16 protein-coding genes and 2 riboswitches are annotated in these 23,481 nt (G+C 40.6%); of the genes, 14 read left to right on the top strand and 2 right to left on the bottom strand.

Annotation, left to right across the window (positions count from 1 at the left end):
* Positions 1-54: 54 nt before the first annotated feature.
* From AB657_RS17025 to AB657_RS17040, 4 genes are all read left to right on the top strand, one after another.
* Positions 55-1,995, top strand: a complete 1,941-nt coding sequence (locus tag AB657_RS17025; RefSeq protein WP_047247595.1) for a CocE/NonD family hydrolase — start codon at positions 55-57, stop codon at positions 1,993-1,995.
* Positions 1,996-2,135: 140 nt separating this feature from the next.
* Positions 2,136-2,240: riboswitch (SAM riboswitch) on the top strand.
* Between the two features lie 145 nt (positions 2,241-2,385).
* Positions 2,386-3,678 carry an O-acetylhomoserine aminocarboxypropyltransferase/cysteine synthase family protein gene (locus AB657_RS17030; protein WP_047247596.1) on the top strand — a complete coding sequence of 431 codons (1,293 nt, stop codon included), beginning with the start codon at positions 2,386-2,388 and terminating at the stop codon, positions 3,676-3,678.
* Between the two features lie 72 nt (positions 3,679-3,750).
* A complete protein-coding gene (thrA, locus tag AB657_RS17035) occupies positions 3,751-7,137 on the top strand; it encodes a bifunctional aspartate kinase/homoserine dehydrogenase I (protein ID WP_047247597.1) in 3,387 nt (1,128 codons plus the stop codon).
* A 1-nt stretch (position 7,138) separates the two neighbouring features.
* Positions 7,139-8,299 (top strand): trans-sulfuration enzyme family protein, encoded by a 1,161-nt coding sequence (locus tag AB657_RS17040; protein WP_047247598.1) that lies wholly within the window; start codon positions 7,139-7,141, stop codon positions 8,297-8,299.
* 191 nt (positions 8,300-8,490) lie between these two features.
* Here AB657_RS17040 and AB657_RS17045 read toward each other — a convergent pair whose 3' ends face one another.
* Both AB657_RS17045 and AB657_RS17050 read right to left on the bottom strand, forming a co-directional pair.
* A complete protein-coding gene (locus AB657_RS17045; protein ID WP_047247599.1) occupies positions 8,491-10,695 on the bottom strand; it encodes a xanthine dehydrogenase family protein molybdopterin-binding subunit in 2,205 nt (734 codons plus the stop codon).
* Between the two features lie 18 nt (positions 10,696-10,713).
* Entirely contained in the window at positions 10,714-11,181 is a 468-nt protein-coding gene (locus AB657_RS17050; protein WP_047247600.1) for a (2Fe-2S)-binding protein, read from the bottom strand.
* Positions 11,182-11,507: 326 nt separating this feature from the next.
* On the opposite strand from AB657_RS17050, the gene AB657_RS17055 reads away from it, so the two are divergent.
* The 10 genes from AB657_RS17055 to metH all read left to right on the top strand — a co-directional run bounded on the left by AB657_RS17055 (position 11,508) and on the right by metH (position 23,371).
* A complete protein-coding gene (locus tag AB657_RS17055; protein WP_047247601.1) occupies positions 11,508-11,924 on the top strand; it encodes an RrF2 family transcriptional regulator in 417 nt (138 codons plus the stop codon).
* Between the two features lie 195 nt (positions 11,925-12,119).
* Positions 12,120-12,383, top strand: a complete 264-nt coding sequence (locus tag AB657_RS17060) for a DUF2061 domain-containing protein (protein WP_047247602.1) — start codon at positions 12,120-12,122, stop codon at positions 12,381-12,383.
* A 17-nt stretch (positions 12,384-12,400) separates the two neighbouring features.
* Positions 12,401-13,024, top strand: a complete 624-nt coding sequence (locus tag AB657_RS17065) for a phosphoadenosine phosphosulfate reductase domain-containing protein (RefSeq protein ID WP_047247603.1) — start codon at positions 12,401-12,403, stop codon at positions 13,022-13,024.
* A gap of 12 nt (positions 13,025-13,036) precedes the next feature.
* The gene (gene cysD / locus AB657_RS17070) at positions 13,037-13,975 is read left to right on the top strand and encodes a sulfate adenylyltransferase subunit CysD (RefSeq protein ID WP_047248064.1); all 939 of its coding nucleotides are present in this window, start codon (positions 13,037-13,039) and stop codon (positions 13,973-13,975) included.
* Between the two features lie 25 nt (positions 13,976-14,000).
* Positions 14,001-15,248, top strand: a complete 1,248-nt coding sequence (locus AB657_RS17075; protein WP_047247604.1) for a sulfate adenylyltransferase subunit 1 — start codon at positions 14,001-14,003, stop codon at positions 15,246-15,248.
* Between the two features lie 111 nt (positions 15,249-15,359).
* On the top strand, positions 15,360-17,450 hold the full coding sequence (locus AB657_RS17080; protein ID WP_047247605.1) for a HEPN domain-containing protein: 2,091 nt from the start codon (positions 15,360-15,362) through the stop codon (positions 17,448-17,450).
* Between the two features lie 3 nt (positions 17,451-17,453).
* A complete protein-coding gene (gene cobA, locus AB657_RS17085; protein WP_047247606.1) occupies positions 17,454-18,245 on the top strand; it encodes a uroporphyrinogen-III C-methyltransferase in 792 nt (263 codons plus the stop codon).
* Positions 18,242-19,303, top strand: a complete 1,062-nt coding sequence (locus tag AB657_RS17090) for an NAD(P)/FAD-dependent oxidoreductase (protein ID WP_047247607.1) — start codon at positions 18,242-18,244, stop codon at positions 19,301-19,303. Before cobA ends, AB657_RS17090 begins: the two co-directional genes overlap by 4 nt.
* A 145-nt stretch (positions 19,304-19,448) precedes the next feature.
* A riboswitch (SAM riboswitch) is annotated at positions 19,449-19,554 on the top strand.
* 103 nt (positions 19,555-19,657) lie between these two features.
* Positions 19,658-20,662: a homocysteine S-methyltransferase family protein gene (locus AB657_RS17095; protein WP_047247608.1), complete on the top strand. Its 1,005-nt coding sequence runs from the start codon at positions 19,658-19,660 to the stop codon at positions 20,660-20,662.
* Complete coding sequence (gene metH, locus AB657_RS17100; RefSeq protein ID WP_047247609.1) at positions 20,663-23,371, top strand: methionine synthase; 2,709 nt, start codon at positions 20,663-20,665, stop codon at positions 23,369-23,371.
* Positions 23,372-23,481: the final 110 nt, after the last annotated feature.

Below are 23,481 nucleotides of genomic sequence, written 5' to 3' on the forward strand. Positions count from 1 at the left end.
GTTTTATAGGGTCTTAAACTTTAGTAGATTTAAGATCTTAAAAAAAATAATGTCATGTCAAAGTCTACGCTGAGGTACCTATTTATTTCTGTTCTTTTTGTTTCAATTTATGTTTCATGCAAGAAAACTGCCAATATAGAACAGGCAGAGGTTTCAGATACCTATGTATCGGATAATTACACGAAAAAAGAGGTTGATATTGAAATGCGTGACGGTGTTAAATTACACACGACTATATACTCCCCCAAAGACACTTCACAAGAATATCCTATTATAATGCAACGTACGCCCTATAGTTCAAGACCCTATGGTGAAGGTAATTTCAAAGAAAAGATAGGGCCAAATATTCATATGATGAAAGAAGGGTATATAGTAGTGTATCAAGATGTGCGGGGAAGATGGCTCAGCGAGGGGCATTATGAGAATATGCGAGCCTATATTCCGAATAAGACTTCTGAAAAGGACGTAGATGAAAGCTCTGATACCTATGATACTATAGAATGGTTGGTAAATAATGTGGAAAACAATAATGGTAATGTTGGTATTTGGGGAATCTCGTATCCTGGGTTTTATTCTACCTACGCTACGGTAGATGCCCACCCGGCATTAAAGGCGGCCTCTCCGCAGGCGAGTATAGGTGATTTCTTTTTTGACGATTTTCATCATAATGGTGCCTATATGTTGAGTTACTTTAGGGCCACCTCTCTTTTTGGAACTCCGCGCCCTAATGGCGATCAACCGACAGATACAGCTTGGTATACATTACCAGATCTACAGACAGAAGACCAGTATCAATTTTTCTTGGATGCGGGACCTTTAAAAAATCTAAACTCCTTTTTTGAGTATGAAACAGGAGATTCGCCAAGAATGGCAGTGGATGGTAAGACAGATGACTTTTTTTGGAACGAGCTCAAAGAGCATCCGAATTATGATGAATTGTGGCAAAGTAGAGGGTTAATACAGCACCTTAAAAATGTAAAGAGTCATGTTGCTACCATGGTAGTGGCCGGGGAGTTCGATGCCGAGGATCTCTATGGTCCTTTAGAAACCTATAAAAATATAGAGAAATATAACAAGGACAATTACAATACCTTGGTATTTGGGCCCTGGGATCATGGTGCATGGGCAAGAAGAAGAGGAAAGAATGTTGTGGGCAATTATTATTTCGGAGAAGGTATTTCGGAATTTTTTCAAGAAGAAATAGAAACAAAGTTCTTTCATCATTTTTTAAAGGGTAGTGGAGATAAAAATAGTGGACTACCAGAAGCATATGTTTTTGATTCAGGTAGAAAAGAATGGAAACAGTACGATTCTTGGCCGCCTAAAGGTGTAGTAAAACAAGAAATGTTCTTGTCGGAGAATCAAGAATTAACGAATGAGCAGAAGGGCAATGCCGAAATTAAATTTATAAGCGATGTTAAAAAGCCGGTACCATACTCCGAGGATATAAAATCGGTGTTTACCCCAAGAAAATATATGACCGATGATCAGCGGTTTGCAGCCAGACGTTCAGATGTATTGGTGTTCGAGACCAATGTTCTTGATGAGGACCTGACTCTTGCCGGTGATATTATGGCCAAATTAAAGGTAGCAACTACAGGTACGGCCGCCGATTGGATCGTAAAAATAATAGATGTGCACCCAGCCTCTGAAGAAACACATGAAGATATGCAAGACCATTTAAAGATGAGCAACTATCATTTAATGGTACGTAGCGAGGTGTTAAGAGGTAGGTTCAGAAACAGTTTTTCTGACCCAGAACCCTTCGTGCCTAATGAAAAGACTGCGGTGAATATTAAACTACAAGATGTTTTTCATACCATTAAAAAAGGACATAAACTACAGGTGCAGGTACAGAGTACATGGTTTCCGTTGATAGATTTAAACCCGCAGACCTATGTGGACAACATTTTTGAAGCTGAAAAAGAAGACTTCAAGACACAGACGCATACGGTATTTACAGATTCTAGTATAGAGTTTTCTGTGTTAAAGTAGTTTTGCAAAGAAATTTTAGTTGATAGGGATTGTTCATTTTTCTAACACATGCCCTTACTTTCATTATTTTTTGTTAATCATTAGGTTTTTAAAACTTTCTGACCTTATATTTGCAGCAATAAGTTCAAACGCATATTGAATAGTTATCAAGAAAGGTGGAGGGATTGGACCCTTTGAAGCCTTAGCAACCCTTTGTTCCATACAAAGAAGGTGCTACATTCTACCCCTTAGGGGAAGGATAACAGTCATCGAATTTTCTTCGATTTCGCTTTCTTATAACTTTTTGATTTTACCATGCCGATTAGTCGGTTGGCTTGGGTTTGGGTTTTTTTATCATTTAACGTGTCCATAGGATGGCCGAAGGACTTAACTATTTAAAAAAACAAAATCATGAGTAATCAAAAATTAGCAACAAACGCTTTACATGCAGGGCATGACACTACACAGGCAGGAGGCACAAGGGCTGTACCCATTTACCAAACTTCGTCCTATGTGTTTAACAACACGGATCATGCCGCCAACTTATTTTCTTTGGCGGAGTTGGGGTTTATCTATACCCGTTTAAACAACCCTACCAATCAGATATTGCAAGATAGATTGGCTGCTGTAGAAGGCGGAGTGGGGGCCGTTGTATTTGCTTCGGGTACGGCTGCAATTTCTACGGGGTTACTAACACTTTTAAAATCAGGAGATCATATAGTAGCTTCAAGTAGTTTATACGGCGGTACTTTTAACCTTTTAAATGTTACCCTTCCAAGATTGGGAATCACTACAACTTTTGTGGATGCCTCTGATCCTGCAAACTTTAAGAAAGCGGTACAGGAAAATACTAGGGCTTTTTTCGTAGAATCTCTTGGGAATCCAAAATTGGACGTACTTGACCTAAAAGGAATATCTAAAGAGGCAAAAGCGGCCCAAGTTCCTTTTATTGTGGATAATACGGTAGCTACACCGGCATTGTTAAATCCTATAGAGCATGGTGCCAATATTGTTATTCACTCGCTCACCAAATATATAGGAGGACAGGGCACTTCATTGGGAGGGGCAATCATAGATGCGGGTACCTTCGACTGGACCAATGGAAAATTTCCAGAATTTACAGAGCCCTCTGCGGGGTATCATGGTTTGGTTTATAGCGAGGCATTAGGAGCCGCAGCCTATACTTACAAATTAATATTGGAAGGACTTCGTGATTTTGGAGGAGCCTTGAGTCCGTTCAATGCTTTTCAAATCCTACAGGGCTTGGAGACCCTGCCGGTACGAATTAAGCAGCATAGTGCCAATGCATTGGAGCTTGCCCAGTGGTTAGAAGGTAGGGAAGAAGTGGCTTGGGTCAATTACCCTGGATTAAAAAGTAGTAAATATAGAGAGCTGGCGGAAGAATACCTGCCCAAAGGCCAAAGCGGATTGGTTACCTTTGGAGTAAAAGGAGGTTTTGAAGCGGCCAAACAATTCACCGATGCCACGAAAATATTTTCTTTGTTGGCGAATATCGGAGACACCAAATCTTTAATCATTCACCCTGCAAGTACTACGCACCAACAGTTGAACGCGGAGCAACAAGAAAGTGCGGGGGTAAGCCAAGATTTAATAAGGTTGTCTGTGGGGCTAGAGGATATTGAAGATCTGAAGGCGGATCTGGAACAGGCCTTTGCCGCTATTGATAAGTCGATATTGGCATAAGAATATTAAATTATTAGATAAAAACAATTTGTGGCTTGTCATTGGCTAAGCCATAATTAATATTGGCATCTTATGCTACATCACCTAAAAGTAGAAAATTTTGTCACTCTCTCTGGAGTAACACAAGATATAGAACTGTCGTACCAATTGTTTGGGGCCCCATTGCATACGGCGCCCATTATTTTGGTGAATCATGCCTTGACCGGAAACTCTAACGTTACCGGCGAAGGCGGATGGTGGTCGGCCCTTATTGGAGATGGAAAGTGCATTGATACGAATAAGTATACGGTGTTATGTTTCAATATTCCTGGGAACGGTTATGATTCGTTCGTAATCGAAAATTATAAGGATTTCGTAGCGGCTGATATGGCCCGTATTTTTCTTTTGGGCTTAGAGCAGTTGAAGATAAAAAAGCTTTTTGCGATTATAGGCGGATCTTTGGGCGGTGGTATAGCATGGGAAATGGCCGCATTGGATCCCCATTTAACGGAGCACTTGGTGCCCGTAGCATCGGATTGGAAGTCGACAGATTGGCTTATTGCCAATTGCCAGATTCAAGAACAGTTTTTGGTTAATTCGAAGCAGCCGGTGCACGATGCCCGTATGCATGCGATGTTGTGCTACCGTACCCCCGAATCTTTTAAGGAGCGTTTTAAAAGAAGTACCAACGAAGAGCTTCAGGTATTCAATGTAGAGAGTTGGTTAATGCACCATGGGGAGAAATTACAGGAACGTTTTCAGTTATCTGCCTATAAGTTGATGAATCAGCTGTTAAAGACAATAGACATTACCCGTAATGGCGATGAGAACTTTATAAATCTGCAGAACAGCGATACCAATATCCATATAATAGGGGTAGATTCAGATTTATTTTTTACGGCAAAAGAAAACAAGGATACCTTTAAGCAATTGGCACAGGCCAATAGCAATGTAACCTATGGCGAAGTACAATCATTACATGGGCATGATGCTTTCCTGATCGAATTTGAGCAAATGGAAAAATTGTTGCATTCGATTTTTAACACCAACGGAAAATCTAAAAAGGTGAAGGTGTTGAAGTTTGGCGGTAAATCGTTGAGCAATGGAGAGGGTCTGGAGCGCGTGCTGAATGTAATCTTGTCAAAGGTAGCATCTGGCGAAAACATAGTAGTGGTATTGTCCGCAAGGGAAAAAGCTACCGACCAGTTGGAGAATATGTTGGAAAAGGCGGCAAAGGGACAACCTTATATGGATGATTTTGTAGCCATGGAAAAGTATCAAAAACATACCTATGGCAATGTAAGTCTTTCTAAAGAGTTCAAGGCCTTGGCTAAGTTGTTCGAAGGAGTTTCTTTGCTCGGTGATTACAGTGCTAAAATAAAGGATGAGGTTATGGCCTATGGCGAATTGATCTCAGCAAAACTGGTCTCAAAATTATTAATTGGTAAAGGGGTAAATGCGCATTTTATAGATTCAAGGGAATTGATCGTTACCGACGCCAATTTTGGTGATGCAAAAGTGTTGGAGCATATTTCAAAAGAGAAGGTATTGTTGAAATTTGCCGAACTTCCCCATGATGCCGTACCGGTGATTACTGGTTTTATAGCGGCCACCGAAGATGGTGAGACCACTACCTTGGGCAGAAATGGAAGTAATTATAGTGCAGCATTGCTGGCTAATTTTCTAGATGCCGAAGAGTTGCAGAACTATACCCATGTAGATGGTATTTTCACCGCAAACCCCGATTATGTGGCAGAAGCAAAACGTATAGCCAACTTAAGTTATGCCGAGGCAAATGAAATGGCCAATTTTGGTGCTACGATTCTACATGCCAAAACCATTATTCCGCTGATAGAGAAGAACATTCCTTTACGTATTTTAAATACCTACAATGATGATAACGAGGGTACTTTAATCAGTGCCAAGTCTAGTAAAGAAGGTATTAGGTCCATTTCTGTTATAGAAGATGTGGCCTTGATAAACCTGGAAGGAAGGGGGCTGTTGGGTAAAGTGGGTATAGACGCACGTATTTTTAAAACCCTAGAGGCAATCAATATAAGTGTAAGCATTATTTCTCAGGGGTCATCTGAAAGAGGAATTGGTTTGGTCGTAAAACGAAATAAGGCAGAAAGGGCCAAAAAAGCTTTGGAAAACGAGTTTTCGAGCGACTTTAAGTCGCAAGACATCAATATGATCAAAGTAGTGGCCGATGTTTCTGTTATTTCTGTAGTAGGGCAAGACCTAAGTACTTTTCATAAGCCATTCAACGCCCTTATAAAGAATCAAATAGTTCCATTGTTGTTTAATAACACCGTTTCTGGAAAGAATGTGAGTTTGGTGGTGAAAAAATCGGACCTGACCAAGGCGATAAATGTTATACATGGTCAAATTTTTGGAGTCAGTAAAAGGGTAAATCTTGCCGTTTTTGGACATGGGAACGTAGGTGGCACCTTGATCGATCAGGTTTTAGAATCAGCCAAGAGTATTGAGCAAAGAAAAAGTATCGATTTGCGTGTTTTTGCTATCGCTAATTCCAGAAAAGCATTGTTAAGTGCTAATGGGGTTACAGGTAATTGGAAGACGGCTATCAAAGAAAAGGGTCAGCCTTACTCTATTAAAAGTATTATCGAATTTGCCAAAAACAACCATTTAGAAAATTTGATCGTGGTAGATAACACGGCAAGTGAAGATTTTGTGGCGCATTACTTTGACTTTGTAGAAAACGGTTTTGATGTAGTCTCTTCCAATAAGATAGCCAATACCCTTGGGTTTGATTATTATCAATTGTTACGGGAAGAGTTGTCTAAACATCAAAAACAATATCTTTATGAAACTAATGTCGGTGCAGGGTTGCCATTGATAGATACCATTAAGTTATTGCATTTATCGGGTGAGAACATAACAAGGATCAAAGGGGTCTTTTCGGGCTCGTTAAGTTATATTTTCAATACCTTTTCTGAAGGTAATGCTACGTTTTCCTCTATTTTGAAAGATGCCAAACAACAAGGGTTTACCGAGCCAGATCCGCGCGAAGACCTATCTGGAAACGATGTAGGCAGAAAGCTATTGATTTTGGCAAGGGAGTTAGATCTGAGCAATGAATTTTCTGATATATCCATTCAAAATCTGATTCCGCCTACATTACAGAAAGGAAGTATCGAGTCTTTTATGGATAATCTAGAAATATTGGATGATAAATTCAATGAGATTAAACAAAACCAAAAAGCGGATCATGTTTTAAGATATGTAGGTGATTTGCATGGTGATCTGCAAAAAGAAAAAGGTATTTTAGAGGTTAAACTTATTTCTGTTCCCAAAGAAAGTGCCTTGGGACAGGTAAAAGGTTCAGATTCCATTATAGAAATATATACGGAGTCGTACGGTGAAAATCCTTTAGTTATTCAAGGTGCTGGAGCGGGTGCTGCGGTTACGGCCAGGGGTGTATTCGGTGATGTATTAAGAATTGCAGAAAAAAGTTAATATGAAAAAATTTGAGACCAATGCCATAAGAACACAGCTTAAGAGAAGTGAAAATTTGGAACATTCCGTTCCCTTGTACCTTACTTCAAGTTTTGTATTCGAGGATGCCGAAGATATGAGGGCTTCTTTTGCTGAAGAAAAAGAACGTAATATTTACTCTCGCTATTCCAATCCTAATTCATCGGAGTTTATAGAAAAGGTATGCCAGATGGAAGGTGCTGAAGATGGTTTTGCTTTTTCATCGGGTATGGCGGCAGTGTTCTCTACCTTGGCGGCCTTGTTAAGTAGTGGCGATCATGTGGTGTCCGCACAAAGTATTTTTGGTTCAACACATTCGTTGTTCAATAATTTTTTTCCAAAATGGAATATATCACACAGTTATTTTGATATCAATGACCTAGATGGCATAGATGCTTTGATTACCCCTTCTACTAAGTTGATATATGCGGAAACACCGACCAATCCAGGAGTAGATATTTTAGATTTGGAGGTATTGGGAAAAATAGCGAAAAAACACAATGTACTGTTGGTGATAGATAATTGCTTTGCGTCACCATACTTACAACAGCCCATAAAATTTGGAGCCGATTTGGTGATTCATTCAGGAACAAAACTAATGGATGGTCAAGGTCGTGTTTTGGCGGGTATCACGGTAGGAAGTAGGGAATTGGTTGACAAGGTGTACCGTTTTTCCAGAATTACCGGGCCGGCCATTTCTCCGTTCAATGCTTGGGTGTTGTCCAAGAGTCTGGAAACTTTGGCGGTTAGGGTAGACCGCCATTGTGAAAACGCCCTAAGATTAGCCGAGTTTTTAGAAGGGCACGATCAGGTAAATTGGGTTAAATACCCGTTCTTAAAATCGCATCCTAAATACGAGGTGGCCAAGAGACAGATGAAGGCAGGCGGTTGTGTGGTGGCCTTTGAGGTAAAAGGAGGGCTTGAGGCCGGACGAAAATTTTTCGATTCCATTAAACTGTTGTCACTTTCTGCTAATTTGGGCGATACAAGAAGTATAGTGACCCACCCGGCATCGACTACACACAGTAAATTATCTATAGAGGAGCGTGCCGCTTCAGGTATTAGCGAGGGTATGGTTCGTATCTCGGTAGGCTTAGAACATATAGATGATATCATTGCAGATATAGATCAAGCCTTGGGCTAGATTTATGTGTATGAAGGGGTAAAGAAAGGTCTCGTTAAAAACGGGGCTTTTTTAATTCTGAAATTCAATGTGCTAAAGAATAATGGATGTTTTTGTTGAGGTGCATTTGGTAAAGGGAGAAAAATATAATAACAAGGCTTCCCTTGTTTTTGTGGGAAGCCTTGTTGTTTTGTGTTAAAGATAATATAAGGTTATCCGACCACCTCTTTTTCTAAAATAAAAGGTTGGTTATAAAAACGTTTTCCGGTTGCCTTGTACATGGCATTGGCCAAAGCTCCTATTACTGGAGGTAAAGAAGGTTCTCCCAAGCCAGTAGGGTCTATACCGTTATCTACAAAGAAAGTTTCAATTTCTTTAGGTGCTTCTTGATGTCTTATCAGGTGATAAGAATCAAAGTTTTTTTGCTGTGGGGCTCCGTCATCAAAAGTCATTTGACTATAAGTGGCATGTCCTATACCATCTATAATACCACCTTCTATTTGGTTTCTGGCACTTATGGGGTTAATTACTATACCGCAATCAACAGCACACCAAACCTTGTCCACTTTTGGTTTATTTCTGTCCATGGTAAGTTCCAATACCTGTGCTACGTATGAATTGTGGCAATAATAGGCAGATACTCCTCTGGCTTTATTTGTATTGTTTTGGCTCCAATTAGATTTTTCTTTCACCAACTTTAGTACACCGGCAAATCGTTCGGGGTCATAATCGTTTGTCTTTGGATCCCCGACAGGTTCGGCAATTGCCTTTTCGAATAGTTCCAAACGAAAATCTATGGGGTCCTTACCTGCCATTTCTGCTACTTCGTCCATAAACGCCTGCTCAGCACCGGCAATAAAGTTAGATCTTGGTGCTCTCCATGCACCGGTCGTAATTTGTGTTTGAAGCATTTCTTTTTCGGCCAAATAATTGGGTACTGCCCCAGCCGGAAATCTATTCTCAAAAATTAAATCATCATTGGTGCCAACTCCTTTAACATACCAGGCGATGAGGTTGTTGTCGTTATCCAAGCCAGCCTTAAACCTTACTTTATATGCGGGGCGGTAGGTGCCTTGGGTCATATCATCTTCACGGGTATAAACCAGTTTTATGGGGGCTTGTACTTTTTTAGAGATTACGGCCGCTTCAACACCAAAATGACCATATAGCCTACGGCCGAAACCACCACCCATACGGGTCATCATAATATCTATTTTTTCAACAGGCATGTTTAACACCGAGGCCAATGTTTTTTCTAAAAACTCTGGAGTTTGAATAGGACCTTTGAGTATTGCTTTGTCTGCCGTTACATTGGCAAAAAAGTTCATTGGTTCCATAGTGTTGTGTGACAAGAAAGGGGCACTGTAGGTGCGTTCAATAACTTTGGCAGCACCTTTAAAAGCCTTTTCGAAATCACCGTCTTTACGTGCGGGCATTTTTGCCGGGGTGTCCAGTAATTTTGTAAGGGCTTCTTCGTATGTGGCCGTACTTTCTAGCATGTCCGGTTTTTCCCAAGTTACTTTAACTTCCTTTTTGGCCTGCATACATTGCCATGTGCTTTCACCTACCACGGCCACCAATTTAGCAATACCGCCTCCATCTGACCATTGTTTTTCTACACCTTCCGGATATACTTCAATAGGAAAAATATCTTTTATGCCTGGCATTGCTTTTGCCGATTCTGCATCCAGAGATTTAAAGGTGTATCCAAAAGCAGGAGGGTGTATGATCATGGCGGTGAGCATACCTTCTTCTTTTTGGTCTAGTCCAAAGAGGGGTTTTCCGGTTACTATCTTTAGTCCGTCTACATTTTTTCTGTCCGTGCTAATTATATGAAAGTCCTTCGGGTCTTTTAGCTCCACTTCTTCCGGAATTTCCATAAGAGAGGCAGCGGAAGCCATTTCTCCATAATTGGCAGATTTGCCAGAAGCTTCGTGTGTTAATACGCCGTTACTGGTCGTAATTTCATTGGCCGGCACTTGCCATGCTTCTGCGGCTGCAGCAATTAACATATGTCTGGCCGTGGCACCTGCCATACGCAAGCTTTGCCATCCGGCTCTTATAGATTGGCTGCCACCTGCCAATTGTCGCTGAAAAATATCGGTGTTCAACGGAGCTTGTTCAACAATCACATCTTTCCAGGCAATGTCCAATTCTTCGGCAACGATCATGGGCATGGCGGTTTTAACGTTTTGGCCAATTTCGGGGTTAGGTGACATAATGGTTACGATTCCATTGTCGCCAATCTTTAAAAATCCGTTGATGTCGAACCATTCTTTGGGCATTTGCATTAGCTCTGCTTCCGTTTTGCCCTTACATGATGCCAACCAACTAAAGCCAAGTAGCATACCGCCACTCGCCAAGGTGGTGCTTTTGAGGAAAGATCGTCTGTTAAATGATGTTTTTATGAGTGTCATTTCTTTGTTTTAAGATGGTTATGAGGCATTATCGGAGGCAACGGCCGTTTTAATGGCCTTTTTGATTCGGGTATAGGTGCCGCACCTACATATATTTCCGTTCATAGCGTCTTCAATCTCACTATCGGAAGGATTGGGATTTCGATTAAGTAAAGCTGATGCGCTCATAATCTGTCCCGCTTGGCAATATCCACATTGGTATACATCCTCTTCCAACCAAGCCTTTTGAACAGGATGGTCTCCGTTTTCGGATAGCCCTTCGATGGTGGTAATCTCTTGTTCCCCTACCGCCGAAACCGGTAATTGGCAAGAACGTACTGCATTGCCATCCAAGTGTATGGTGCATGCGCCGCACTGTGCTATGCCACAACCGTATTTAGTGCCGACCAAGTTTAGGTGGTCTCGGAGTACCCAGAGCATAGGGGTGCTGCCATCAACCTCTAATTCTTGGGTCTTTCCATTGATCTTTAAACTATAATTTGCCATAATATGATGTGAGTTGGTGATAATGTTGAAAGTAATGATTTATTCAATGTCAGAAAAGGTGTAAATCGAACATTTTGAGGTTGATAACAAATATTTAACAGTCTATGAGGCCCTAAATAAAGAATGTAGCTGATCAAGTTATTAATAAGTTACAGTTTAGGTGTATGGTGCGATGAAGTCGTGGTATGGTTATGCGGGTTTTAACTGGTCTATATATCTAGCAAGGTCTTAAGAAGGTGTTTGTGTTGCGAACATCATTGTTGATCATAAAGTAGGCTCTACTTTCAAAGGGGTGATGAACAGGTTATTTTAATTATCTTAGCGGCATGCTCTCTAAAAAGACAAAATACGGATTAAAGGCGTTAACTTATCTTGCTTCCCAAAAAGATAACAAGCCCGTTCAGATTGCTGAAATCGCAGAACAGGAAAATATTTCCCAAAAGTTTTTGGAAAGTATTTTGTTGAGTCTAAGAAAGACAGGTTTTTTGGGTTCTAAAAAGGGAAAAGGAGGTGGGTATTACCTGCTTAAGAAACCAGAAGAAATATCCATGACGGACGTAATGAGGGTCTTGGAAGGGCCTATTGCCATGGTTCCATGTGTTAGTCTAAATTTCTACGAGAGCTGTGATGATTGCCCCGACGAAAAAACATGTTCTGTGCATAAACTAATGTTGCAGGTACGTGATAGTGCTCTGGAGGTGTATAGAAATAATACTTTAAAAGATATCCTCGTAGCAGGGTAACAAACACCTTGTACATTCAATACTTCGGTAATGTGTTTTTTTATAAAACTTAAATTTTTACTGCAATTTGTTAATAATCTATTAAATCTATAGGGTAAATAAATATTTTCAGAATTTTATTTGTCCTAGGTAAAAATATTGTACTACTTTTGAAAACCCTACTAAATCAGTAGGGTATTAAATTTAGACTAAAACATGATTGTAGATCAACTTATTTTAGATAAAAAGACTTCTAAAACGAACTATACCGACGATAAAAAGTCGGAAAAGCCAATTCGTAGTATAGTTAAGGCCTTTAGTTGGAGGGTAATAGGTACGTTAGATACTTTGTTGATATCGTATATCCTAACTGGTAAGATTTCTATAGCAGCTTCGATCGCCTCTATAGACTTTGTAACAAAAATGGTGTTGTACTTTTTTCATGAAAGAGCTTGGAACCTAGTAAAATGGGGTAAATAATTTAGTAAGAAAAAGAGATGGCGTTGACAGAAGCACAAATAAAACAGTTGAATATCCAATTTAAGGGTATTCCGCCCGCAGAAATAATATCATGGGCGGTTGAGTATGGAAATAAACCGGTAATTACTACCAATTTTAGACCTTATGAGGTAGCTATCTTACATGCGGTTACCCAAGTAAGTGCAGATATACCTGTAATATGGTGCGATACCGGATACAATACACCAAAGACCTATAAACATGCCGAGGAGCTTATAGAGAGGTTAAAGCTGAACATTAAGTTGTACGTACCTAAGCAAACTTCGGCACATAGAGATGCTGTAATGGGTATTCCTTTAATAGATGATCCGAGGCATGCAGAGTTTACTAGACAGGTGAAACTAGAGCCTTTTTCAAGGGCGATGGAAGAGCACGGGCCAGATGTTTGGTTTACGAATCTACGAAAGGGGCAAACCGCCTTACGCGATAGTCTCGATATTTTAAGCCTTAGTAAAGATGGTGTTTTAAAGGTGAGTCCGTTCTATCATTACAGCGATAGTCAATTGGACTCTTATTTAAGGGAGTATGACCTTCCCAATGAACATAATTATTTTGATCCCACTAAAGTATTGGAAAATAGAGAGTGCGGATTACATACATAATAAAAAATGAACATGGAATTAAAAGAACCGGAAGTGCAGTTAGATCTTAACGAAAATACGTCTCACATTAATGCGCTCGAGAATGAGGCCATTTATATAATTAGAGAGGTAGCGGCACAATTTGAAAGGCCCGTATTGCTTTTTTCTGGAGGTAAAGACTCTATAACATTGGTGCGCTTGGCTCAAAAGGCTTTTTGGCCTGCCAAAATTCCTTTTCCTTTAATGCATATTGATACAGGGCATAATTTTCCCGAGACTATCGAGTTTAGAGATCGATTGGTAAAAGAGCTTGGTCTAGAGCTAATTGTTCGTAATGTGCAGGATTCTATAGATCAAGGGAAAGTAAAGGAAGAATCCGGAAGATATTCCAGCAGAAATACTTTACAGACCACCACTTTATTGGATGCCATCGAGGAATTTAAGTTCGATGCATGTATTGGGGGTGCTCGCCGTGATGAGGAAAAGGCCAGGGCAAAAGAGCGTATTTTTTCTGTCCGCGATGATTTTGGTCAGTGGGACGAGCGTAACCAACGTCCAGAATTGTTCGATATGTTGAATGGACAAATAGAACTAGGTCAAAATGTACGTGTATTCCCTATTTCGAACTGGACAGAGTTAGATGTATGGTCCTATATAAAAGAAGAGAAAATCGAAATCCCATCCATCTATTTTGCGCATAAACGTAAAACTTTTTTAAGGGATGGTATGATCTGGTCCGCAGAGGATGGTATTGTTTACAGAGAAGAAGATGAGGTTGTAGAAGAGCGATTGGTGCGTTTTCGTACCGTGGGCGATATGTCCTGTACGGCGGCCGTGCTTTCAGATGCCGTTAGCATAGATAAAGTAGTAGAGGAAATAAGGGATTCGACTATTTCTGAACGTGGTGCACGTATTGATGATAAGCGCTCTGAAGCAGCAATGGAAAAAAGAAAACAACAAGGATACTTTTAGTAAATAACCGAAGAGAAAGAAAAACATGGATGTACTAAAAATAGCAACGGCAGGTAGTGTAGATGATGGTAAGAGTACCTTGATCGGAAGAATATTATACGATACCAAATCTCTGACCTCCGATAAGCTGGAGGCCATTGAAAAAACAAGTAAGCAAAAAGGATATGATTACTTGGATTTTTCGTTGGCTACAGATGGTCTAGTGGCCGAGCGCGAGCAAGGTATCACTATAGATGTGGCTCATATTTATTTTTCGACCGCGAAAAAGAGTTATATAATAGCAGATACTCCAGGTCATGTGGAATATACCCGTAACATGGTTACCGGGGCTTCTACCTCGCAGGCCGCCATTATTTTGATAGATGCGCGAAAAGGAGTGATCGAACAAACAAACAGGCATTTTTTCATTAATAATTTATTGAGAATAAAAGATGTGGTAGTGGCCATAAACAAAATGGATCTGGTCGATTACTCCGAAGAAACCTACAACGCCATAAAAGCGGATTTTGAGAAACTTATGGCGAAAAGGGATTATCAAGATCAGAAAATCACCTTTATTCCGGTAAGTGCCTTAAAAGGCGATAACGTTGTAAACAAATCGGAAAAGACGCCATGGTACAAGGGGCAGACCCTTTTAGAACATTTTGAGGCATTGGACAGAAAAGACGTGTACAATGTAGGTACCCCACGTTTTCCGGTACAATATGTAATTAGGCCCAAAACGGAGGAGCATCATGATTTTCGTGGTTTTGCCGGTAAGGTTTATGGTGGTGAGTTAAGTGTGGGCGATGAGGTAGTGGCCCTACCTTCGCAAACCCGTTCTAAAATCAAGGAGATTTATTTCTACGATAAAAAATATAAAACGGCATCTAGAAGGTCATCTGTTACAATTACCTTAGAAGATGAGATAAACCTAAGTAGGGGAGATATGTTGGTGAAAGTTGGAGACTTGCCGACCATTGAAAAACAATTTACGGCCACCATTTCTTGGATGGATTCCCAACCATTGTCGGCAGGAAAAAAATATATAGTGCAACATGGTGTAAACAAAGTGTTGGCCAAGGTGGATCAGGTACACCATAAAATTGCCCCGGACTATTCTGGGATAGATAAAGAAACGGATGCCCTTGGAATGAATGATATAGCCCAGGTAAGTTTTAAGTTGAACAAACCTATTTTCTATGATAAGTTTAAAGATCATAGAACCAACGGTTCCTTTATTTTAATCGACACTCAATCCAATAACACGGTTGGGGCCGGATTCATAAGCTAAAAGAGGTAATTAATAATGCGTGTCTCAATTTAAACCTTGGGTTTTATGTTTTAATAATATATTAATTCTATAGGGTAACTAGATTAATAAGGCACATAACAAGCAATAGATATGCAAAGTTTTAGAACAGAAATAGAAAATCCAGTTGTAGCAAAGGATATCATAGAGCTAGAACGTAAGATTCACGAGTTTCACGGTGGAAAACTGGATGAAGAAAAATTTCGAAGTCTTCGTTTGGCAAGGGGCATATATGGTCAACGCCAGCAGGGAGTTCAAATGATACGCATTAAATTACCCTACGGTAAGGTAACCTCCAAACAATTACACCGTATTTGTGATGTATCCGATGAGTATTCTAGGGGTAGGTTGCATATTACCACAAGACAAGATATTCAGATACATTATGTGGATTTGAACAGGACACCTGAGTTATGGTCAGAGTTGGAGAAAGATGACATTACCCTAAGGGAGGCATGTGGTAATACGGTTAGAAATGTCACTGCCAGCGAAACTGCCGGTATAGATGTAGACGAGCCTTTCGATGTCTCTCCATATGCACACGCATTGTTTCAATATTTCTTAAGAAATCCCATAAGTCAAGAAATGGGCCGTAAGTTTAAGGTTTCTTTTTCTGCCAGTGATGCCGATACCGGATTGTCATATATGCACGATTTGGGTTTTATAGCCAAAATGCAACAAGGGGAAAGGGGCTTTAAGGTAATGTTGGGCGGTGGTTTGGGCTCGCAACCCAGACATGCCGATGTGCTTTATGAATTTTTGCCCACGGACCAGATCATTCCTTTGATGGAAACCGTGGTGCGGGTTTTTGATAGATACGGTGAACGTAAGAGCAGGGCCAAGGCCAGAATGAAATTTTTATTAAAAGACCTTGGTTTAGAAGCTTTTAAAGAGTTGTTGGCAAAGGAAAAGACAGCGGTGCCTTTTGAAAGTTTTCCTATAGATGCCGACAGTTATCCAAGAGTGACCGTTTCAAAAGCACAGGCTCCCGATGTTTCCATATTCGATGAAAAAGAATTTTTAACATGGAAGAGCACTAATGTGGTGCCTCAAAAACAAAAAGGCTTTGTAGCGATCGGAATTAAAGTGTTGTTGGGCGATTTTTATACCGATAAGGCAAGGCTATTGGCAGATTTGGTTCAGAAATATGCGGCAGGGGAGATTCGCCTGTCGTTAAGACAGAATATATTAATACCATATGTTAGGCAAAAGCTGGTTCCTTTTTTCTACAGCGAATTAAAGAAATTGGGCTTTGCGGAGGCTGGTTATAATAAGACGTTGGATATTACGGCATGCCCCGGTACCGATACCTGTAATTTAGGAATTGCTAGTAGTACCGGTATCGCAGAAGAATTGGAAAGAGTTATCAAGGCAGAATATCCGCAGTATGTAAGTAATGAGGATGTGACTATAAAGATCAGTGGTTGTATGAATGCCTGTGGCCAGCACAACATGGCCAATATAGGTTTTCAAGGGATGTCCATTAGAACCAAGGATAAATTGGTGGCACCTGCACTTCAGGTGTTGTTGGGGGGTAGTAATGATGGAAACGGTCAAGGTAGGTTTGCCGATAAGGTCGTAAAGGTGCCCAGTAAGAGGGGTCCAGAAGCATTACGGCTAATTTTGAACGATTTTGGGGCAAATGGAAACGGAAGACCATTTTCGGACTACTATGCCGAAAAAGGACAGATGTATTTCTATGACTTGCTGACTCACTTGTCTAATGTAGACGATTTAACCCCCGAAGATTTTATCGATTGGGGAAACAAAGAGCGTTACGAAAAAGCAATCGGTGTTGGTGAATGTGCCGGTGTGGTAATCGATTTAATTGCTACGCTTCTTTTTGAGAGCGAAGAAAAAATTAAACAGGCCGAAGAAAAGTTCGAAGAGAAAAAATGGGCGGCTAGTATATATTATGCCTATACCTCTATGGTGAATTCGGCAAAGGCAATGTTGACATCGGAGAAAGCTAAAGTGAACACCCATGCCCTCATTATCAAGGATTTTGATGAAAAATTTGTGGCGGATGGCAGAATTTCTGTCACTGGTGGGTTCGAGAATATGGTTTTGCAATTAAACAAGAACGAACCTTCTGAAGCTTTTGCGGCATCCTATTTAAAGGAGGCTAAAACATTTTTAGAATCTATAGAAAAATTTAGACAACAAGAATTAGCAGAAGCATAACATATGGAATTTAGAAATAGCTGTAAGGCGACCCCTGCTAAATTGACTGTTGTAGGCGCAGGTCCCGGAGATCCAGAATTAATTACGATAAAGGCCATAAAAGCATTAAACAATGCCAATGTGGTGCTTTACGATGCTTTGGTGAATGATGCATTGTTGCAGTATGCTCCACATGCAGAAAAGATTTTTGTTGGAAAACGAAAAGGATGTTATGCCTATCAGCAAGACCAAATAAACGAACTTATTGTCTCAAGGGCCCATTCGTATGGTCATGTGGTACGGTTAAAAGGGGGAGACCCCTTTGTCTTTGGTCGTGGTGCCGAAGAAATGGAATATGCGGCATCAAAAGGACTGGAGGTGGCCATGGTGCCAGGAATATCTTCTGGTCTTAGTGTTCCGGGGTATCAAAACATACCTGTTACCAAAAGAGGTGCTTCCGAAAGTTTTTGGATGATTACAGGCACAACAAAAGATCACAAGTTATCTGAAGATGTAGCGTTGGCGGCTAAAAGCAATGCCACCGTAGCCATTTTAATGGGGATGTCAAAACTGTCTCAAATCGTTGGCTTGTTCAAGGCGGAAGGAAAAGGGGAGACACCGGTAGCCATTATCCAAAATGGAACTAGGGAAAATGAAAAAATAGGGGTTGGAACCATTGATAGTATTGTAAGTATTGTAGATGAAGAGGGGTTGGCCAATCCGGCCATCATAATTATCGGTGAGGTCGTGCGCCATAGAGAAAAAATGATACAAATAATAAGGGATAAACAATTAGAATTAAGTCAGAAAATATGATAAAGACAGATATATTGATAATAGGTGCAGGGCCTACGGGATTGTTCACCGTTTTTGAAGCCGGATTGCTAAAACTGAAATGTCATTTAATAGATGCCTTGCCACAACCCGGTGGGCAATGCTCAGAGATTTATCCGAAAAAGCCCATTTATGATATTCCGGCATTCCCAGAGGTGTTGGCAGGTACTTTGGTAGATAATCTAATGGAGCAGATAAAACCTTTTGAGGCAGGTTTCACCTTGGGCGAACGAGCCGAAAAGTTAGACAGACAAGAAGACGGTTCTTATGTGGTAACAACCAATAAAGGTACACAGCATCAAGCTCCTGTTGTGGTCATAGCCGGTGGGTTGGGGTCTTTTGAGCCAAGAAAACCGCCCATAGCCAATATTGCCGACTTTGAGGATAAGGGTGTTGCCTATATGGTGAAAGACCCGGAGGTGTACCGTGATAAAAAGGTAGTCATTGCCGGTGGGGGAGACTCCGCTTTGGACTGGGCCATATTTTTGGCAGATGTTGCCTCAGAGGTTTCTTTGGTGCATCGAAGAAACGAATTTAGAGGTGCGTTGGACTCTGTTGAAAAGGCATCTGAACTTGCTAAATTGGGTAAAATAAAACTATTTACCGAAGCTGAGGTAAAGAAATTGTATGGTGACGAAAAGTTAGAGGCGGTGGTAATTAAGCACAACGATGCCGATAAGGGAGAAACCTATTTGCCTGTAGATAATTTTATACCATTGTTTGGTCTTTCGCCAAAATTAGGGCCCATTGGAAATTGGGGCTTGGAAATAGAAAAGAACGCCATTAAGGTAAACAACGCAAAAGATTATCAAACCAATCTCCCCGGAGTTTTTGCCATTGGTGATGTAAATACCTACGAAGGTAAGTTAAAGTTGATCTTGTCAGGGTTTCATGAAGCTGCGGTCATGTGCCAGTATGCCTATCAAATAGTTAATCCCGGAAAACGATATGTAATGAAATATACCACGGTTGGAGGTGTAGAGGGATTCGATGGTTCAAAAAAAGAAGCAAAGAAAGAGGTAGTTCAGAGCATTGCCTAAAGATTTTATTTTTTTTGACGGAAAACCTCATATTCTTTTTGATTATGAGGTTTTTGTCCAATAGCAAAGTGATAAAAAGAAACGTTTAATTTGTTTTTAAAAAGGTAGAGCCGTTACTTTGCGCAAGTTCATTTAAACACTGATATAGTTATCAAGAAAGGCGGAGGGAATAGACCCGGTGAAACCTTGGCAACCCTTTTCTTATAAAGAAGGTGCTACATTCTATCCCACTTTGTTGGGGCAGATAACAAAGAGAGGCATTCGCCTGTATTTATTCCTTTGCTTGATAGTTGTTCGTAGATTTTATAGAACCTTAATTAAGATGTTATGGAGGGCCTGGTAAGGGGATAAAAAATGAAAAAGATTCAAGATATATTAAAAGAGCGAATTCTGGTGTTGGACGGTGCCATGGGTACCATGTTGCAGCGCTACAAGTTTACCGAGGAAGATTTTAGGGGAGACCGTTTTAAGGATTGGGAGTACCCGTTACAGGGCAATAACGATTTGTTGTCCCTTACCCAACCAAAGGCCATTGCCGATGTGCATCGTAAATATTTTGAGGCCGGGGCCGATATTGTAGAAACAAATACGTTTTCGGGAACAACGATTGCAATGGCGGATTATCATATGGAAGATTTAGTGTACGAGCTTAATTATGAGTCGGCCAGAATCGCCAGAATGGTAGCGGATGAATTTACCCAAAAAGAACCGAATAAACCACGTTTTGTAGCTGGTAGTATGGGGCCTACGAATAAAACGGCCAGTATGTCCCCCGATGTTAACGATCCAGGATTCAGGGCAATCTCTTTCGAAGAACTACGGGTAGCATATAAACAACAAGCGGAGGCTTTATTGGATGGTGGCGCCGATTTACTTTTAATAGAGACCATTTTTGATACTTTGAATGCTAAAGCGGCATTGTTTGCCATTGAGGAAGTGAAAGAAGAAAGAAATATAGAAGTGCCCGTTATGGTAAGCGGAACCATTACCGATGCCTCAGGAAGAACCCTGTCGGGTCAAACGGCGGAAGCATTTTTGATATCCATTTCACATATTCCTATTTTATCCGTAGGGTTCAATTGTGCCTTGGGAGCAAGCCAGTTGGTGCCACATTTAGAGGTGTTGGCAACAAAAAGTGAACATGCGGTTTCTGCCCACCCCAATGCAGGGTTGCCCAATGCATTTGGCGAGTATGACGAAACCCCTGAACAAATGGCCGCACAAATAAAGGAATATGTAGAAAAAGGTTTGGTAAACATCGTTGGTGGATGCTGTGGTACCACTCCCGAGCATATTACGGCAATTGCAAATTTAGTGAAGGATTATTCTCCCAGACCCATATTGGCAGAAGAGTTATAAATGGAAAAAACAAAAACAAAATTCTTAAGGTTAAGTGGTCTGGAGCCTTTGGTGGTTACTCCAGAAAGTAACTTTATTAATGTAGGTGAGCGTACCAACGTTGCCGGATCCAAACGGTTTTTGCGACTTATTAAAGAAGAGAAGTTTGAAGAAGCTTTGGATGTGGCTCGCGATCAAGTGGAAAATGGCGCCCAGATTATCGATATTAATATGGATGATGGTTTGATCGATGGTAAAGAGGCCATGGTCAAATTTTTAAACTTGGTTATTGCCGAGCCAGATATTGCCCGTGTACCCATTATGATCGATAGTTCTAAATGGGATATTATAGAGGCCGGTCTACAGGTGGTACAAGGAAAGTGCGTTGTAAATTCAATCAGCCTTAAAGAAGGCGAAGAGGCATTTATACACCATGCCAAATTGATTAAAAGATATGGGGCGGCGGTTATTGTCATGGCTTTTGATGAAGTAGGGCAGGCAGATAATTATGAGCGCCGTGTAGAGATTTCTAAACGCTCGTATGATATTCTTGTGGATAAGGTCGGTTTTCCTGCGGAGGATATCATTTTTGATTTGAACATTTTTCCTGTGGCAACAGGAATGGAAGAACATAAATTAAACGCCCTAGATTTTATAAGGGCTACAAAGTGGGTTCGAGAAAACTTGCCCTATGCTAGTGTTAGTGGGGGCGTAAGTAATGTTTCTTTTTCCTTTAGGGGAAATAATCCCGTTCGAGAAGCCATGCATTCCGTATTTCTGTACCATGCGATCAAGGCGGGTATGAATATGGGTATCGTCAACCCTAGTATGTTGGAGGTTTATGATAATATTCCCAAGGATCTTTTAGAGCATGTAGAAGATGTAATCTTAAACAGGCGCGATGATGCTACGGAGCGTTTGTTGGATTTTGCCGAATCGGTCGTAGGAAAGGCAAAGGAAAGTAAAGTAGATCTGTCTTGGCGAGAAGAACCCTTGCAAGATAGGATCACAAGGGCCTTGGTAAAAGGGATAGACCAGTATATAGAAGAAGATGTCGAGGAAGCTCGGCAAGCTGCCGATAAACCCATTGAGGTAATCGAGGGCCATTTGATGATAGGAATGAATGTGGTGGGCGATCTCTTTGGTAGTGGAAAAATGTTTTTACCACAAGTGGTTAAATCCGCGAGGGTAATGAAGAAAGCGGTTGCGTATCTATTACCCTATATAGAGGAAGAAAAACTTCTGAACCCAAAAGAAGGTGATTCTGAAGGTGCAGGTAAGATACTTATGGCCACCGTTAAAGGTGACGTGCATGACATCGGCAAGAACATCGTAAGTGTTGTTTTGGCCTGTAATAATTATGAGATCGTAGACCTCGGCGTTATGGTTCCGCCAGAAAAAATTATTTCGGAGGCCATTGAACATAATGTGGACATTATTGGGTTGAGCGGACTTATTACCCCATCGCTGGACGAGATGGTACATCTGGCAAAGGAGATGGAACGTAAAAATTTTAAAATTCCTTTGTTGATAGGAGGGGCTACCACTAGTAAGGCCCATACCGCCGTAAAAATAGATCCGCAGTATAGTGAAGCCGTTGTACATGTAAACGATGCTTCTAGGGCAGTTACCGTGGTGGGTGATTTATTGCAGAAAGAGACATCCGACAAGTATAAAAAAACAATAAAGGAAGAATACGATTCTTTTAGGGAAAAGTTCTTGAAGCGTTCCGTGAAAAAAGAATATAAAACGCTTCAACAAATAAGGGACAATAAGTTTAGGATAGATTGGGAAACTTCTGAAATTTATAAGCCCAACCAATTAGGGCTGCATCTTATAGAAGATGAGGATTTGGAAAAATTAGTGCCTTTTATAGACTGGACACCCTTTTTTAGAAGTTGGGAATTACATGGTAAATATCCTGATATACTAACCGATGAGGTGGTTGGGCAACAGGCGACGGAATTATTTGCCGATGCCCAGAATATGCTCCAAGAGATTTTATCTAAAAAACTATTGAAAGCAAAAGGTATTTTTGGTCTATTTCCGGCAAATACGATAAACGATGATGATATAGAAGTATCGGTCGTAGCGCCAAATGGTGATGTTTCCGGTACCTATATTTTTAGAACCCTACGTCAACAATTAAAACGTAAGGAAGGAGTGCCCGATTATGCCTTGGCAGATTTTATAGCTCCAAAAGAAAGCGGTGTTCAAGATTATATAGGGGCTTTTTGTGTAACAACAGGTTTTGGTGCCGAAGAGCTAGCCGCCGAGTATCGCGAAAAATTGGATGACTATAATTCTATAATGGTAAAAGCGTTGGCCGATCGCCTGGCAGAGGCCTTTGCGGAATATTTGCATAAAGAGGTTCGAACAAGGTATTGGGGGTATGCCTCAGATGAGGATTTAAGTAACGAAGACCTTATAAAAGAATCTTACAAGGGTATACGACCTGCTCCAGGATATCCGGCATGCCCGGATCATTTAGAAAAACTGACCATTTGGGAAATGCTACAGGTCGAGGAAAATATAGGGGTAAAACTTACCGATAGTCTTGCTATGTGGCCCTCGGCAGCTGTATCGGGGTACTATTTTGCTAATAAGGAGGCTAAATATTTTGGACTCGGAAAAATAAAGGAAGATCAAGTGGCCGATTATGCCAATAGAAAAGGAATATCTTTGGATGAAGCCCGTAAATGGTTAGCGCCGAATATAGTTGAAGACTAATTTTAATAGTACATTACGGATTATATCTTTTTTTGTTTTTACAGACAAAAGAGTAAAGAAATAGGGCCGTTCATAAAATAAGACGTAAATAATAAGAAGCTACTGAAACA

It is taken from the genome of Maribacter thermophilus (assembly GCF_001020565.1).
Classification (GTDB): Bacteria; Bacteroidota; Bacteroidia; order Flavobacteriales; family Flavobacteriaceae; genus Maribacter; species Maribacter thermophilus.